The sequence below is a fragment of the Paenibacillus arenosi genome, from assembly GCF_014841135.1.
Taxonomy (GTDB): Bacteria; Bacillota; Bacilli; order Paenibacillales; family Paenibacillaceae; genus Paenibacillus_B; species Paenibacillus_B arenosi.
The window spans coordinates 509792-526315 of sequence record NZ_JACYTN010000002.1; the positions used below are offsets into that span (position 1 = coordinate 509792).

A 16524-nucleotide genomic window follows, 5' to 3' on the forward strand; every position below is an offset into this window, starting at 1 on the left:
TCCATAACATAAGCATCTCCTGCATCATGTTATCAACAGGAGCGCTAACAGCCCTTTCACTTCCTAAGTAGGTAGTTTGGAAGGGCTTTGTTATTTCAATGAACGGGGTACATAAAATCGCAAGGAGGATACGGCTAATCATGGACAAATGGCTGGAATACTGTATGACCAAAAGAGGGACGAGCCTAACTAATCCGTTTGGGCCGGAAGTAGATGTTATGAAGGTAGGCACCAAAATGTATGCACTCTTCTCATCAGATGACGCACCAACCATTAGCTTAAAATGTGAACCGTTCCGAGCAGATTCATTAAGGGAGCAATACCCAGAAATCAAACCTGGCTATCACCTTAATAAAAAACATTGGAACACGGTATCTTTGGATGGAAATTTGACAGACGAAGAAATAGAAGCCATGATTGATCATTCTTATGATCTAGTCGTACTTGGGATGACGAAGACCGAACGGAGCAACATTGGAACTTAAGTTAAACGATAACACTTACTTTTACTTTAGTTTACTTTGTAAAAAAGAGTCGGAGAGAAACCAACTGCATGTAAGCATACTGCATTTCTTCCCGACTCTTCTCATTTTCCCTTATTTAGAAAAACCGTTCCAATTAACGATTATAAACCATGCAGTACTGCTCCAATTCGCTGTCAGTCATTTTGATCGTATCTACCAATTCGAAACCATATCGGCCGTATAACGGCACATTGTTCGGATTTTGTGTTTCTAGCGTACACGCTACATCACGAGAAGAACATTCATCTATAAGCGGCATTATCATCTTTGTAACGAGCCCCGTACCTCGATACTGTTTCTGTACAACCAGCATATCCATATGCGCATATGGTCGATCTTCCAACATACTGAGCCATGCTGAGCTCATACTTCTTAGTATGGATACACCTCTAAACAATCCTTTTACCCCGATATATTTACAGGCTGGCAGCGACTTCAGAATTGCGAATGCAATTTTTCTCCAATAATTCAATTGAGCAATCTTCGAGCTGCCGAACTTCTCAGAATAAAATACAAGCATTACTCCTTCTAGCCGAGTTGAACTTGCATATAAATTTGAATAAGGATATAGCATGTCCAAATAATTACGAAAAAAGATACGCAGCACGTTCAGTCTCGTACGTTGATCAGGCAATATAAACCTATACAGCGGATCTTCCATGAACTGCTCGGCAAATACATTAGCTGCTTGCGGTATTTCTCTACGTTGTAATAAAACTAAACTGTTGCTGGAAATAGTTCCACCCCGGATCCAAAAGAATCCCCTCTCCTGACAATATCAAATAAGCATGTTTAGGTCTCAGAAAAGGAGTCTATGGATTAGGTTACTCTTTGCAGGCTTCTACGTCAAATTTACGCGTTTCAAAAGCCTTATCTCCTAATAATCGCTTTTGATTCATGAAAATCACTTTTACATGCGTGCAGTGCAACACTTATTTTTGTCGTTGCTTTGTATGAAGCAGCTTTTGCTCATATTGCTTGTCATCCCAATCGTGGAAAAATTCATTGCCACTTAGCAAGCCCGAATCAAACAAAGCCAGACTCTTCTCCAACGTAATATCAAACTCAGTTATCCCTACACCAAGGGTGGGAATTTTCACGGTACGGAAACGGTTATGCAGTTCGATGTATCGCTCATCATGCGCGGATATCATCGTATCGACAATTGCTTGCAACATCGATACGACCCCATTGATCTGATGCGGCTGATTCGTTGTCTTCCCCACCATTTGAAAACCAACCGTAGGAATAAGCCGTCTAGTCTCAGGATGGCAATCATCATCAAACAGCCACAGCGGAAAATTGCTGAGCATCCCACCATCAACCACATAAGTGAACTGCTGCTTGAATGATTTTTTCCGATCAGCAGACAAGCTCTGCCGTAATATAACGGGATCAAAGAAATAAGGAATACTCGTACTCATACGCACTGCCTTACATACGGAAAAACGTTTGGGGTTCACCCCATATTGAACCATATCATCTGGCAGCACCATTAATCTTCCGTTCGTAATATCAGAAGCGATAATGCGCAGCTGATTGTCCTCCAAATCCCCAAATGTCCGCACACCTTTAGCTTCAAGCAAAGAACACATCCAGCGCTCAAGTGCTTCTCCTGAATAAAGCCCTTTTTTCATCAATAATCGCATGGCAGGTCCAATCCACTTCACATTAAAAATAGGCGCCCTCTTTAGAAATGAAGAAAAAGGCATGTCAATAATAAGACGCTTCATCTCATCCGCACTGTAACCAGCCGCAATTAAAGAAGCAACAATTGACCCTGAAGAGGTCCCTGCCACTTTACGAAACTTTATTCCATTTAATTCAGCCGCTTTAACAGCTCCAACCAATGAGATTCCCCTTACACCCCCACCTTCAAACACACCGTTGATATACATTTGCGTAAGAGCCTCCTCACGCTGCATACCCATCTATGCAGGCATCGTAGTTGTTTAGTGGATGTGTATGAGTGGAAATGAGCATTTATGAACAATCGAAAAAGGAAAGAACCTAATGGTTCCTTCCTTCATGTTAGTTGGATATTTTATAAATAAATAGATATTATTAGAAAATTCACACATATAGCTATACGTGGTGAGTGAATCTCCCCATCCACCCACCTATAAATCAGTTCCCCATAAAAAATATATAAGAAGTTTCGACTGACATGTTGTTACTTGTATTCAGAAACTAGAAACCGTATATGCGAAAGGCTGTATTACCTTAAAATATTAATATTCAGATGAATGAATTATTGCTTTTTCTCTGCATCTTGTTCAGCGTAATAGGAGCTTAATTCGTCTGCCACTTGCTTCGTATTTTTCATAATATCTGCTGCACTAAAGAAAATACTACCTTCAATATCCTCTTTATATCTTTCATTATAACGGAGCTGTTCTATTAATATCTCCGCACTTGTCCAATGTTGTTTTTCTTTTGGATCTGCTAATTTATAGGCTGCATGACCAATGTACAAGTCAACATCTGTTCCTTCTGTCTCTTTTATCCACCAATCAGTCACTGTATCGTAAGAAGCCGCATTATGCCCAATATGCCAATACACTTGCGGTGCTACATAGTCGATCCAACTGCTTTGAATCCATTTGCGGACATCTGCATGCAAGGAATCATAGCTAGTTACCCCTGCCTTCGTTGCCGAGCCTGTTGGGTCTACACTTTTATTACGCCATACTCCAAATGGGCTGATTCCAAACGAAACATTCGGTTTGGTTTTTTCAATACGTTCAGATAATTCTTGCACAAACAAGTTGACATTGTTGCGTCTCCAGTCATTCTTGTTGTTGAAAACTTTGTTGTATGTACGATATGACGCATCATCTTTGAAAGGCTCACGTTCCTGACCATAAGGATAGAAATAATCATCTAAATGAATCCCATCAATATTATAATTTTCTACGACTTCCATGATAGAATCAAGAATAAATTCCCTAGCGGCTGGAACTCCCGGATCAAACAGCAGCTTGTCCGAATGCTTAACGACCCAATTCGGATTTTTGCGCGCAGGGTGAGTTGGAACTAATTTATTTACATCGCCTTGCACACTGATTCGATATGGATTGAACCATGCGTGAAATTGCATCCCTCGCTTATGTGTCTCTTCTATCATAAAGGCAAGTGGATCGTAACCTGGATCTTTCCCCTGCTTGCCTGTCAGCCACTCTGACCAAGGAAGCATTGTTGAAGGATAGAATGCATCTGCTGTTGGACGGACCTGAACAAATACGGTATTCAAACCGGTTTGCTGTAGTTTATCTAACATTGCTGTATATTCCTGCTTCTGCTTCTCTGCATTGAAGGATTTACGTGGGTCACTCGGCCAGTCAATATTGTATACCGTCGATATCCATGTACCGCGCACTGCTGGAATCTCAATGACCTCGCCATCCTCCATCGTCATAACGACAGTGCGTGACTTAGCATCCCACTGTACAGCAACTCCTAAATTTTCACTCACAAAGCGCAGCGGAACCATTACTCGTCCTGCCTTCATTTGAGCACTTACATCCAACGACTTCTGCTGTCCATCTACCATTGCAGAGTCACTGCCTTCCTTTAAAACAATAGTACGGCCATTCTTCTCAAACATCACTTCCTTGCTAGCAGGATTCCAATCTACTGTAGCCCCTATCCCTTCCCCAATCGAGCGAAATGGCATCATCGTCACGTTTTTGGAAGGAATAATGTAAGGAGGAACATCACTTTTTAGACGTTGATCATTTAGCAAAATCTTAATTTCATTGGATTTCTGAGCAAAAGCTTGCATAGGCATAATCGCTGTACTCAGCAAAGCAGCTGTACAAGCAATAACCACTATACGTTTTTTGATATTCATATTTGTACTCTCCCATTTCATAAAATACAAACTTATATATACTTAGACGCCAAAAATAAAGCATCTGTTTCGGTAGAAACAGATGCTTTAAGAATCATTATCTAATTCACTCTGTATTCGGCGCAAATCCGCTACACGAGTAGGGTCTTGATTGAAGTATGCAACTAACGCTTCGATACAAGTAATGGAGTTCCAACTTAGATGATGCTCGATGCCTTCTACATCTTGATAAATAAGGTCTTCTTGTACACCTATCGTAGTAAGAAAATCCTCCAGCAACTGGTGTCTATCCACCAACCGTTTGCCAATTTTCTTACCCTTACTAGTAAGTACCAAGCCACGGTACTTTTCATATATTAAGTACTGATCCTTATCCAGCTTTTGAATCATCTTCGTTACTGATGAAGGATGTACTTCTAGACCTTCCGCAATATCCGAGACACGAGCATATCCTTTTTCATCGATTAATTTGTAGATGCGCTCCAAATAATCTTCCATACTGGGTGTTGGCATCATTTTCCCTCTTTTCCACTTCAACATCATCTTCTGCCACAAAGGCTCTTCTAGTTTACATGGTTTGCCCTGTAAGTTCAACCTTAGTTGAACCACCAACCACTGCTAGCATTTACCTTTTAATCCTCATGACGTACAAGTCTATGTAAATATAATTGGCTACACCAGCAAAATAGCAGTAGCTGCATGCTATAAAAACGAGCTTGCAGCTACCGATATTCAAATTACATTAAATTGTACAGCCAGTCGGGTGTTACCCCTTGCAGCCAAGCGTTCATTCTCGCCATTTGATCTGTAAACAACAATATCCCCATCACAATCATTAGCACTCCGCCAACCTTCATAAGTACACCTGAATATTTCACAAGCCAACGTGTTGAACTAATGAAAAAGCCAAGTACGAAGAACGGCAGTGCAAACCCAATGGCATAAACGGTCGACAACCAGAACCAAGAGCCTGGATCTTGTGCCGCCAAACCAAGTATGGCTCCAAGTATAGGTCCAACGCACGGTGACCATCCTGCCGAAAAGCCGATACCGAATAAGAATGAACCGCCATAACTGCCACGTTTGCCAGCAACGTTCCATTTACGTTCTTTCATTAACAGCTGGGGTTGAAAAATCCCCAATAACATTAAACCCATCACGATAATAAAAATAGCCGCGACTTGACGCACCAGCTCACGATATTGGACAAGTATCGAACCGAATACGCCCGCTACCAATCCTAACGTGTAGAATACAACGCTAAATCCTAGGATAAAGAATAAGGTATGGAGCAATATTTTCTTACGTACTTCCCGCTTCGATTGCTCCTCTTTTAATTGCTGTACAGACATGCCTGTAATGAGAGATAAGTACGATGGATAGAGTGGCAAACAGCATGGAGAAAAGAACGAAGCTATCCCCGCTAAAAATGCAATGCCAATGGAAATCGTCATGCATATGCCTCCACAATTCAAACATGATGTGAACTACTCTATCCAGTTTATACCTTTACTCCTTTACGTACAAGCATTGTCACAATTAGGACAAGGATTAGCAGCAAAACAATCGTCGCGCCAGGCGCCAAATTCCAAACACCTGCAACGAGTAACCCTGCAACAACAGCTATTTCCGAGATAAACACGGATACGATAATTGCCCTTTTGAAACTGCGAGCCATCAGTAAGCTGATAGCTACCGGAATGGTAAGTAAAGCCGATACGAGCAGTGCGCCAACAATTTTGATCGCTGCGCTAATAACGAGAGCTGTAAGAACTGTCATCGCTATATTTAGCCAACGCACAGGAAGTCCATTTACCGCAGCTGCATCTTCATCAAAAGTAAGCAAGAACATTTCTTTATAAAAGACTAGCATAAAACCAATTACGATCACGGTGACACCACCGATCACATACAAATCCACAGGAGCAAGCGTATATATGCTGCCAAAGAAATAGCTTGACACGTTGGCATTAAAGCTCATTCCAAGTGTAAAAAATAATGAAGCTAGAGCCACTCCACCCGACATAATGACCGCAATGGACAATTCCGCATATGTCTTATACGATTTACGCAGCTTTTCCACCGCTATTGAACCAATTAACGCAAAAATAAGGCCTACTGCAAGTGGATACACATTAATTAAGAAGCCTAATGCAACACCAGCGATCGTTACATGTGCGAGCGTATCCCCGATCATAGACAATCTACGCAATACAAGGAACATTCCCATTAAGGGAGCTGTAATTCCTATTAAGAGCCCACCGATTAGAGCTCGTTGAAAAAATTGAGATGATACTAAATCCATTAACATAGTTAGTCTCCTACTCCTAACGAGAACTTCTTACTTAGACGAACACACCATGTACGAAGTCTTCTTCCTGACACACCTGCTCGTGCGAATGCTTACGATAAAAACTAAACTTGCCGCTGCGATGCACAGGTTCACTTCCGAGCCATGCATTCACCATCTCCATATCATGAGATACCATAATAATTGTCATGTTGTGATGCTCGTGTAAATGCTGCAGCAAATTAAAGAAATCACGCTGAGTCTCAGCATCGATTCCTACTGTAGGCTCATCCAAAATAAGTAACTCTGGTTTATTTACCATAGCACGCGCAAGAAAGACACGCTGTTGCTGGCCACCTGACAGTTGACCAATTCGCTTGTTCGCCAAATTCTCGATCCGCATTACTTTCATGGCATCTTCAATTTTAGTACGATCAGCTTGCGACAGACGACGGAATATTTTACTACGGCTAAATACACCTGATTCAACAACTTCCATAACCGTTGCTGGAAACAACGGATTAAAATTATTTTTCTGCGGCACATACCCGATACGCTCCCAAGCTTTGAACTGCTGGATCGGGGTATTAAATAAGCGTACCTCCCCGGCAGCCGGCTTTAACAATCCAACCATCAAGCGCATCAATGTGGTCTTTCCTGCACCATTTGAACCAATGACACCAACAAAGTCTCGTTCATAAATTTCAAAGCTTACATCTTGAAATACATGTTGATCCTCATACTTAAAGCCAAGCTGATCTAGCGTAACGACCTGATTATGACAGGCACGATTGTCACTCATCTCATTTCACTTCCTTAATCCGAACGATGTAAGGTGAATGATAACATACGTATCATTCACCTTGATCGATTCATTTCCAGTTATTATTGCAGTGCCTTGAGTAAATGCTGAAGATTGCGTTCCATCAGCGTTAAATAATTTTCTCCTGCGGCTTCCTGCTCTTTTGTTAATCCTTCTAGCGGACTCAGCACTAGCGTTTCAACATTCGCCTCACTAGCCAGCGTCTTCGCCAATGTATCCGATACAAGCTCCTCGAAGAAAATGTATTTAATTTGCTTTTCCTCTACAAGCTGCTTCAAACGCAAAATGTCTTGCGCCCGCGGCTCAGCGCTAGGCGATATACCCATAATTGCATGCTGATGGATTCCATAATCACGTGCTAAATATCCAAAAGCATGGTGAGAAACGACTATATCTTTTTTGCTAGTTTGTTTGATTGAATCAGCATATTGCTTATCTAATGCAACAAGCTTATCATGAAGTTGTTTATGACGCTCTTCATAATAGGATTTGTTGCTGCTATCTGCATCAATAAGTGCTTGTTTTACATTCTCCGCCATTACGATAGCTGACTTCGGACTCACCCATGTATGAGGATCAACTCCACCTTCATGACTGTGTCCTACTTCATTCTCGTGATGGTGCTCTGCTTCTTCATTGTGCCCATGATCATGACCATGTTCATGACCTGACTCTTCCTCAGCATTAGTCCCCTCGATTAACGTAACCCCTTTGCTTGCTTCAATTAGCTTCACCTTAGAATTGTTATCCAATCCATTTTTAAAATCTTCGATCCAGCCTTCGAATCCTGCGCCTTGATACAGCATAATTTGCGCTTTGGAAACGTTTTGAAGATCTACACTTTTCGGTGTCCAGTCATGAGGCTCTACCCCAGAAGGGATTAAGTTCACCACATTAACATGCTCTCCGCCGATCTCTTTAGCCATATAATAGAGAGGATAGAAACTCGTAACAACGTTCACTTTTCCTTCCTCTATTTGTACTGCTGCCGAATTACCGCAGGCAGTTGTCAACATAATGATAGCTCCTAGCAGAATGGACAACCAAGTCTTGCTTCTTTTCATCTGAACAACTTCCTCTCTCCAAATAACCTGTTAGCTTTCATCTTTATAAACAAGCAAAAATGTAGCTCGCTCTTTTTCGTAATGATTACTATTAAGATTATAGACACCTACCTAACATGTGTCAACCAAAAATGATGTCTATTAAGAAGGATTGTTGCTTACAGCTATAGACGCATATCGTAGTATGCCCATTTATTTGAAAATAGAAGAACCTCTGTCTCTCTTCGAATCGGAAGAGAACACAGAGGTTCTTTATATGGTTTGTTCAATCAAACTTATTTTACAACTGCACCATTTGGCATCGAATCGGGAACCGTAGCAAGCGTTAACTGACCTTCATGAGATGCAGCTAGTACCATCCCTTGAGATAGGACACCGCGCAGCTTCACTGGCTTCAAGTTAGTCACAACAATGACTTTGCGCCCGATTAGCTCCTCAGGACGATAGTATTGGGCAATTCCAGAAACAACTTGACGCTCCTCGAATCCAAGATCTAGCTCCAAGCGAAGAAGCTTATCCGCCTTAGGTACCGGCTCTGCATGCTTTACTTGTGCAACACGAAGCTCTACCTTCGCAAAGTCATCAATGCTAATTTCCTCTTTCAATTCTACCGCTTCAACAGCTTTGTTTTCTTTTTGAGCATCTGCTGCCTGTGCCGCAGGTTCGGACTTAGCAGCCTCTGCTTGCTTGACACCGCCACTCATGCTTTCAGCAATGGCTGCTACTTCTACTTCCACTTCCAAACGAGGGAAGATCGGATCACCCTTCTCTACTTTCGTACCCGTAGGAATGACGCCGAATGTACGCAGCTGCTCCCATGTCGCATATGCTTGATCAATACCTAACTGAGACCAAATACGTGCTGGAGTTTGCGTCAAGAACGGTTGCAACATCGTTGAAACGATTCTCAAGCTCTCTGCCAAGTGATTCATAACAGAAGCCAACTCAGCACGCTTCGCTTCATCCTTAGCAAGCGTCCAAGGCTGTGTTTCATCGATATACTTGTTGGAACGACTTACAAATTGCCACAGTGCCGTCAATGCAACTGAGAATTCCATCTTTTCCATTGCCTCTTCGTAACGATCAACCGTTTGAACAGCAAACAATTCCAAGCTCTCATCGTAAGCAGTAACTTTTCCTTCGTAGGATGGAATAACACCATCGAAATACTTATTGATCATAGCAACCGTACGATTTAGCAAGTTACCAAGATCGTTAGCCAAATCAAAGTTTACGCGCTCTACGAAGCTTTCAGGAGTAAAGCTGCCATCCGAACCGAATGGAACTTCACGAAGCAAATAATAACGAAGTGCATCCAAGCCGTAGCGATCAATCAATACGACTGGGTCAACAACATTGCCTTTAGACTTGGACATTTTACCGTCTTTCATAAGCAGCCAACCATGACCGAATACTTTCTTAGGCAGTGGAAGCTTCAACGCCATTAGCATAATCGGCCAATAAATTGTATGGAAACGGATAATCTCTTTACCTACCAAATGCACATCTGCTGGCCAATAACGCTCATACAATTCTGCATTTTCCGAACCATATCCAAGCGCTGAAATATAGTTGGACAACGCATCGATCCATACATAAACAACGTGCTTCGGGTCACCTTTTACTTTTACACCCCATTCAAACGAGGTGCGAGATACAGCAAGATCCTCAAGCCCTGGCTTGATGAAGTTGTTTATCATTTCATTTTTGCGAGATTCCGGCTGAATAAAATCAGCGTGATTCTCATAGTACTCTAACAGTTGATCCGCGTATTTGCTCATACGGAAGAAATAACTTTCCTCTTTCACCAATTCAACGGAACGACCACAGTCAGGGCAATTGCCATCTGTTAGCTGACGCTCAGTAAAGAACGATTCACAAGGCGTACAATACCAACCTTCGTACGTTCCCTTATAAATATCATCTTGAGCAACAAGCTGATCAAAAATTTGCTGCACAACTACTTTATGACGATCTTCTGTTGTGCGAATAAAGTCATCATAAGAAATATCAAGCTTTTTCCACAGATCCTTGATGCCTGAGACGATGTCATCGACAAACTGTTGAGGCGTTTTTCCCGCTTCAGCTGCTTTACGTTCAATTTTTTGCCCATGCTCATCAGTACCAGTCAAGTAACGCACATCAAAGCCGCGGAGACGCTTATAACGTGCCATCGCATCCCCTGCAACTGTTGTATAAGCATGACCAATGTGCAGCTTATCACTTGGATAATAAATAGGTGTAGTGATGTAGAACGTATTGCTAGGTTTAGACATATTACTTCCTCCTTGAATTACATCTATATCTATATAAGTTAGAACACACAACAAGCATGTACCTTATGCGGACACAAAAAAACCCCCATCCGCTTGGGACGAGAGTTAACCTCACGTGGTACCACCCAAATTTCTGACGCATCCGTTACAAACATTTGCTTGTAGGACTAGCCAGCTTCATTGTCGCTGCATGCAGCAGCTCAGCATTCGGTAATGGGAATGACTCACTGAAAGCTAACTTGTCTTCACTACTGTATGTATAAACATAAGAGCGAATACCTGCTCACTTCCAGAACCTCCGAGACCATCTTCCATCGTGTAGCTATACCGGCTCACAGCAATTCCCGGCTCTCTGCAATAGCACAACAGTGTACTCATCTCATCATCAGCATTGGATATACATATTCACATTTGCAAATGAACACATTATTACTCAATATATCTTGAACGGCGTCCACTGTCAATTATCATCCATTCCATGTTGGCCTACTTTAGTTCGTATTAGCTCTGGATGAATTAGAATGCCCAGAATCTTGGGAATGTTCAGACTCAGCCACTTGCTCAGATAAACCCAATTTCTCATTTTTATGCCGAGGCGGTACAGGATCATAACCACCAGGATGAAACGGATGACAACAAGCTATTCGCTTCACTGCCAACCATGATCCTTTCGCAGCACCATGTACATCGATTGCTTCTAATGCGTATTGCGAGCACGTCGGATAGAATCTACAGCTAGGCGGCTTCAACGGCGAGAGAAAGCGACGATAGAAATGAATCGGAGCCTTTAGTGTAACCGCAGTCCACCTCTTAGCTTGTTTCATTCTTATTACACCTGCTCTTCTTTGTATTGACAAGTCTCACAATACCCAAACACCTCGAACTTATGCTTCACAACTTGAAAACGCTCGGGTACATCCGTTAAAGCAGGCATCGGGCAATAGTGAATAGGATATGTCTTCTCACATTGCAAGCAAATCATATGGTGATGATGGTGACTGGCCGAACAATGCGCCTTAAATTTCATACCTTCCTCAAATATAACTTGTTCCAGTACACCTAATTCATGCATGACACGCAAATTGCGATATACCGTATCAAAGCTAAGTCCTGAATATTGTTGTCCCATATATTCATATACATCTTTCGGTGTCAAATAACCTTCCGTCTCAGCAAAGAGCGTAGCTAATGTGCGGCGCTGCTCTGTAATCCGTAAACCTTGGCTCGACATCTTTTGCAGCATTTGCTCAGTCTTCAGCATCTTCGTCCCCCCTATCTTTATAATGCGTTAAGGTTGACACCTTGTCAAACGGCAAGAAAGACGCTGCAAACTGCAGCGTCTTTCAACGTACATAAACAATAGCGATAAAAACATCTATAAGGCCTAATGCCAAAAAAAGTTGATATTCTTACATAATCGTATGCTACATTGACAATGGTTCACTAGTATCCTTACGTACGCTTCGGAGGAAGCTGTGTCATAAATATATTCACTGGCATATTACTTGCCGCAGCTGGCGTGAACCAAATTTCGACCTTCTCTTCACGATCACCAGTACGGTATATCGGAGTTGCTTCATCTTTATTTTTCAAAATACCATTGATTGGTAGTCCAACTTCCTGTCCGTTAACCAAGATAGAGCCAGAGTACTGACCACCGCGGGCGTTAACACCAATAAGTGTGTTTGGAGCAACACGATCCAACACGACACGATACAATACTCCATAGTTACCTGCATTGTCCACATCTTTATTGGAAGTTGTATCCCAGCCGCCAATTTTTTTATCCGATTTGTTGTCTCCAATTACAATACGAGAAGATTCCTCTCCCACTAATTCAGAGACGGTCAGTGTACGGTCTGCATTATTGAATGATCCACGAATATGCGTACCATCTGACGGGAGAATTTGCAAGTTAGGTAGCTCTTTCCAAATATCCTTACTTGCATCTAGAGCAATAATTTTATATTCCAAGTTATTGTCTCCCAAGAAATCAGCATACATCGTGAATACTTGCTGCGGCTTAATCGCTCTACTGCTCATCTCAGGCATTAGAAGTGCAGATTGTTTAGGCTTCAAAGTCTGCTCTGAGATAATGCCGTGCTCACGGAACGACTGGAAGTAGCGCTGCGCTGCCGCTTTACCTGTCTGCTGAGGATGTAGACTCGGGCCTGCTGTACCCGCACGCTCCACTCGAACGACTGCATCTTCATCGGAAACGTTCTTAACGACAACATACAATTTGATATCAGTAGACTTCGCATTTTTATGATGGAGTAGAATACGAGTTCCACCTGCAATGTGGTCTTTATAAAGGATACCATCTTGTACGATGGATTCAGGGCTATTCGAACGATACAATGTACGCTGACCATGGCGCAATTGTGGCAATATTTCCTTCATTCCAAGAATAGATGATCCATCAAGTGGATATACATGACCGACTTGCGTATATATCTTATTGAACTCCTCAAATGTATACAAGGTTTCATTTGTAATGGTAACAGACTTCGTTATTTCTGCTGATAATCCATGCTTGTCTGTTACTTTCAACGTCACCTGATGCTCCCCAGGGGTAAAGAACGCTTGCTTATTGTTTGTCCATTCTACCTTATCGATCGCATCTTCATCATCATAACTTTCATTCGAATACTCGATCAGTTCACCCATCTTGTACTGACTCTTATTCGTTGTAAAGTCTACAACCGGTGGCATATTAGGCGGTTGTACGTTAATAGTAACGCTGTACGGCTCACTCCATACTCCTTTTTCATCGAGCACACGGAGTGAAATCACATACTGGCCTGCGTCAGAATAGAACGATTCTAGTCCTGTCCACTCATAATCAATAATTTGTAAACCACGCGGATGGAAGGATTGATTCTCAACCACAACTTCTGTCTGGCCTGCAAAAATATGTTCAGGTTTTACTTTGAACTTAGCTACAGGTGCAGCTGACATTTGCACAATAATACGCTTAGTATGTTGCTCCCACTTGTATTTCATTTGCATAGCCTGTAGGGCAGATGTTAATGGGACCATAAACGTATTTTTCTGCAAGTAGGAAGCACCGCTCATCTTGGTCAACTCGCCATTGACTTGATAGAAATCTGAATTCGATTTATATCGCAGCTCGCGATCTCCCTGCTTAATAATCGTTTCTTTCGTTGTATTATCGAAGTCTAGCTGAAAGCCAAAACGATCAACTAAACCACGAACAGAAATATAAGATACACCTTTTTTAACCGTAATTGGCTCTTTAGAATAATGGGTCACATTATTATGCACCATGACGTTGCTATTAGCCAAAATAACGAGTACATCTGAACCATATATCGTTGTATCTATATTATGCTCGACAGATTTCGGTTCTGTTGTGCCCGGATTTTCAATCGTTGAACCATCCGTTGCATTAGGATCACCGCTTGTTCCGTCAGAAGGCTGACCTGCGTCTGTAGAACCGTCGACATTAGGGTCTACAGCTTCTCCATTCGTTGCCCCGCCCTCAGTAGTTTCATTGTTGCCCGTTTGCTCCATACCATTTGAGTCTTGTCCATCCATTGACGATTGGTAGCCATCTACAGATTGCGACTCAAACGTTTGAACTTGTGTAGTATCATTCATCTCTCTCTGCTCTAATGCACTTGCTACTGGAATCACAGCAGCACATTGTAGCGCTACTAAAGCCATAGCAATTGTGCGTTTCCATCTAAAATGACTCATTCCTTCGCTCCTAACTCCTAAAGTAATCCTCGTCTGCTCTCGTAACGTCGTTGGACCGATCATCTTGTTCAAGGAGACATAGTAATAGACGTCACGAAGAATAGAAAAGTTTCTATAAATATGCTCATTTGTCTAAAGACACATTCTACCTTTATTGACAGAACAACGCCTACTATTATACCTGAATCACGTCTATTAACCTAGCACTTTTTTACACCTATGCAAAATAATCACACATAAAAAGGCCCGCATGTCATCAGTCATGCGGGCCTCAACAGTATGACTAAAAATTCGACTAAGCTATCGGTTGCTTGCTATCGTTTAATCCATATCCGTAAGGATAGTCAGCATTAATAGTAACAGGAAGTTTGCCTTCCGCCTGTTTACGACCAACTAGCACTTCTGCCAATGCCGTCATCGATGCAGGACGATTCTCGTAGCAACACAAGTACGTTTTCACAGAGTCAAACTGATTCAAGTCGTAAGGATTGCGAGACGACGCTACAATAACCCGTTCATGGCTATTCGCTAGTTGATTTACAATCTCAACTTGCCCAGCATGAAGCTGGGATACCGCATTATACGTAACGATAACAATTTGCTCATAGTCGGCAGCGAATTGGATCGCCGCAGCAACTGCATCGGCATCTGGTTGTGTTCCAATTCGATACTCGGTAACATCGCCAAGGTATGGTTCCAATCCTGTAGCAACTGTGTACTTTTGCACAATTGGCTCATCAACCTCTGTATGCTCACGTACTTCCGGCCAAATAACTAACGTCTTCAATTCAGATTGAAGTGGCAGCAATCCTTCATCCTTAATAAGGGTAATACTCTTTTCACAAATTTGCTCTACAACTGCCTTCGCAGCATCGGTAGCAAACTGTTCAGCAAAGTCAGCTGTCACTTCAGGCAATATGTCCATTTGACGACGCTGCTTCAATTGAAGGATACGTTCTACAGATGCGTTAATTTGAGCTTCGGAAATGCGGCCAGCACGAGCAGCAGCAACAAGCGCTTCAAAAGCTGCTGTCTGTTCAGCGAATCTATGGCTAACTAGTACAACGTCTGCTCCCGCCTCAACTGACATAACTGCACCCTCAGCAACACCATACACATCAGATATAGCTTTCATTTCCAAACAATCCGTTACAATAATACCTTGGTATTGCAATCTATTACGCAGCAAGTCAGTCAATACGCGACGTGATACAGTAGCTGGACGCTCTTCAGGTTCAAATGCAGGGAACATAACATGCGCTGTCATAATCAGGTCAACACCTGCAGAGATCGCTTGCACAAAAGGTACCAGTTCCAAATTCGTCAACCGTTCTTCGTCATGAGCTACAGAAGCTAACCCATGGTGCGAATCAACAGCAGTATCTCCATGTCCAGGGAAATGCTTCGCTGTAGCAGATACATTCGCATCCTGAAGACCACGAATTTGAGCATTACCAAGTTGTGAAACCAAATCAGGACGTTCACCGTACGAACGCACCCCAATTACTGGATTTTTTGCATTGTTGTTAATATCAACACTTGGAGCAAAGTTCATATTAATACCCATCTTCAGCAACTCTTCACCGCAAATACGAGCTGCATCATATGCCAGCTGTGCATCGCGCGTTGCACCTACAGCCATATTTCCAGGAATTAATGTAACATCATCCCAGTCTATACGAGCTACCATTCCACCTTCTTGATCAATACAGATAAAGAGTGGAATTTCCGTCTGCTTCTTTGAAATTAATTGCAAATCACGTGACAACTTGCAAGTCTGCACTTTGTTATCTAAATTACGACGGAAATAAATAATACCCCCAAGATGATGCTTCTCAATTAATGTCGTAATGTCTTCGTCAACTTCTAATCCTTTAAATCCACACATGACCATTTGACCGATTTTTTGTTCCAGCGTTAGTTCACTAATATTCATAATGAATCCCATCCTTATGAAATAATATATTTTTG

14 protein-coding genes are annotated in these 16524 nt (G+C 42.1%); 1 reads left to right on the top strand and 13 read right to left on the bottom strand.

What is annotated here, in order from left to right:
• The first annotated feature begins 140 nt into the window (after positions 1 to 140).
• Entirely contained in the window at positions 141 to 485 is a 345-nt protein-coding gene (locus IFO66_RS05470) for an MmcQ/YjbR family DNA-binding protein (RefSeq protein ID WP_192024135.1), read from the top strand.
• 133 nt (positions 486 to 618) lie between these two features.
• Here the strand turns inward: IFO66_RS05470 and IFO66_RS05475 are convergent, their stop codons facing one another.
• The 13 genes from IFO66_RS05475 to nagZ form a co-directional block, all read right to left on the bottom strand.
• The gene (locus IFO66_RS05475) at positions 619 to 1044 is read right to left on the bottom strand and encodes a GNAT family N-acetyltransferase (RefSeq protein WP_225445502.1); all 426 of its coding nucleotides are present in this window, start codon (positions 1042 to 1044) and stop codon (positions 619 to 621) included.
• 412 nt (positions 1045 to 1456) lie between these two features.
• Positions 1457 to 2422: a patatin-like phospholipase family protein gene (locus IFO66_RS05480; RefSeq protein WP_192024137.1), complete on the bottom strand. Its 966-nt coding sequence runs from the start codon at positions 2420 to 2422 to the stop codon at positions 1457 to 1459.
• 353 nt (positions 2423 to 2775) lie between these two features.
• Complete coding sequence (locus IFO66_RS05485) at positions 2776 to 4377, bottom strand: family 10 glycosylhydrolase (protein WP_192024138.1); 1602 nt, start codon at positions 4375 to 4377, stop codon at positions 2776 to 2778.
• A gap of 87 nt (positions 4378 to 4464) precedes the next feature.
• Entirely contained in the window at positions 4465 to 4890 is a 426-nt protein-coding gene (gene mntR, locus IFO66_RS05490) for a transcriptional regulator MntR (RefSeq protein ID WP_028596119.1), read from the bottom strand.
• Between the two features lie 224 nt (positions 4891 to 5114).
• The gene (locus IFO66_RS05495) at positions 5115 to 5831 is read right to left on the bottom strand and encodes a cytochrome c biogenesis CcdA family protein (RefSeq protein WP_192024139.1); all 717 of its coding nucleotides are present in this window, start codon (positions 5829 to 5831) and stop codon (positions 5115 to 5117) included.
• A 47-nt stretch (positions 5832 to 5878) separates the two neighbouring features.
• Complete coding sequence (locus IFO66_RS05500; RefSeq protein ID WP_192024282.1) at positions 5879 to 6682, bottom strand: metal ABC transporter permease; 804 nt, start codon at positions 6680 to 6682, stop codon at positions 5879 to 5881.
• A gap of 40 nt (positions 6683 to 6722) precedes the next feature.
• Entirely contained in the window at positions 6723 to 7469 is a 747-nt protein-coding gene (locus IFO66_RS05505) for a metal ABC transporter ATP-binding protein (RefSeq protein ID WP_192024140.1), read from the bottom strand.
• An 83-nt stretch (positions 7470 to 7552) separates the two neighbouring features.
• The gene (locus tag IFO66_RS05510; RefSeq protein WP_192024141.1) at positions 7553 to 8554 is read right to left on the bottom strand and encodes a metal ABC transporter substrate-binding protein; all 1002 of its coding nucleotides are present in this window, start codon (positions 8552 to 8554) and stop codon (positions 7553 to 7555) included.
• Positions 8555 to 8829: 275 nt separating this feature from the next.
• Entirely contained in the window at positions 8830 to 10830 is a 2001-nt protein-coding gene (gene metG, locus IFO66_RS05515; RefSeq protein WP_192024142.1) for a methionine--tRNA ligase, read from the bottom strand.
• A gap of 491 nt (positions 10831 to 11321) precedes the next feature.
• Positions 11322 to 11654, bottom strand: coding sequence for a membrane protein insertion efficiency factor YidD (gene yidD, locus IFO66_RS05520; RefSeq protein WP_192024143.1), 333 nt, complete (start codon positions 11652 to 11654; stop codon positions 11322 to 11324).
• A gap of 5 nt (positions 11655 to 11659) precedes the next feature.
• Positions 11660 to 12091, bottom strand: coding sequence for a Fur family transcriptional regulator (locus IFO66_RS05525; RefSeq protein WP_028596125.1), 432 nt, complete (start codon positions 12089 to 12091; stop codon positions 11660 to 11662).
• A 191-nt stretch (positions 12092 to 12282) separates the two neighbouring features.
• Positions 12283 to 14553: a copper amine oxidase N-terminal domain-containing protein gene (locus tag IFO66_RS05530; RefSeq protein WP_192024144.1), complete on the bottom strand. Its 2271-nt coding sequence runs from the start codon at positions 14551 to 14553 to the stop codon at positions 12283 to 12285.
• Positions 14554 to 14848: 295 nt separating this feature from the next.
• A complete protein-coding gene (nagZ, locus tag IFO66_RS05535) occupies positions 14849 to 16489 on the bottom strand; it encodes a beta-N-acetylhexosaminidase (RefSeq protein WP_192024145.1) in 1641 nt (546 codons plus the stop codon).
• Positions 16490 to 16524 lie beyond the last annotated feature (35 nt).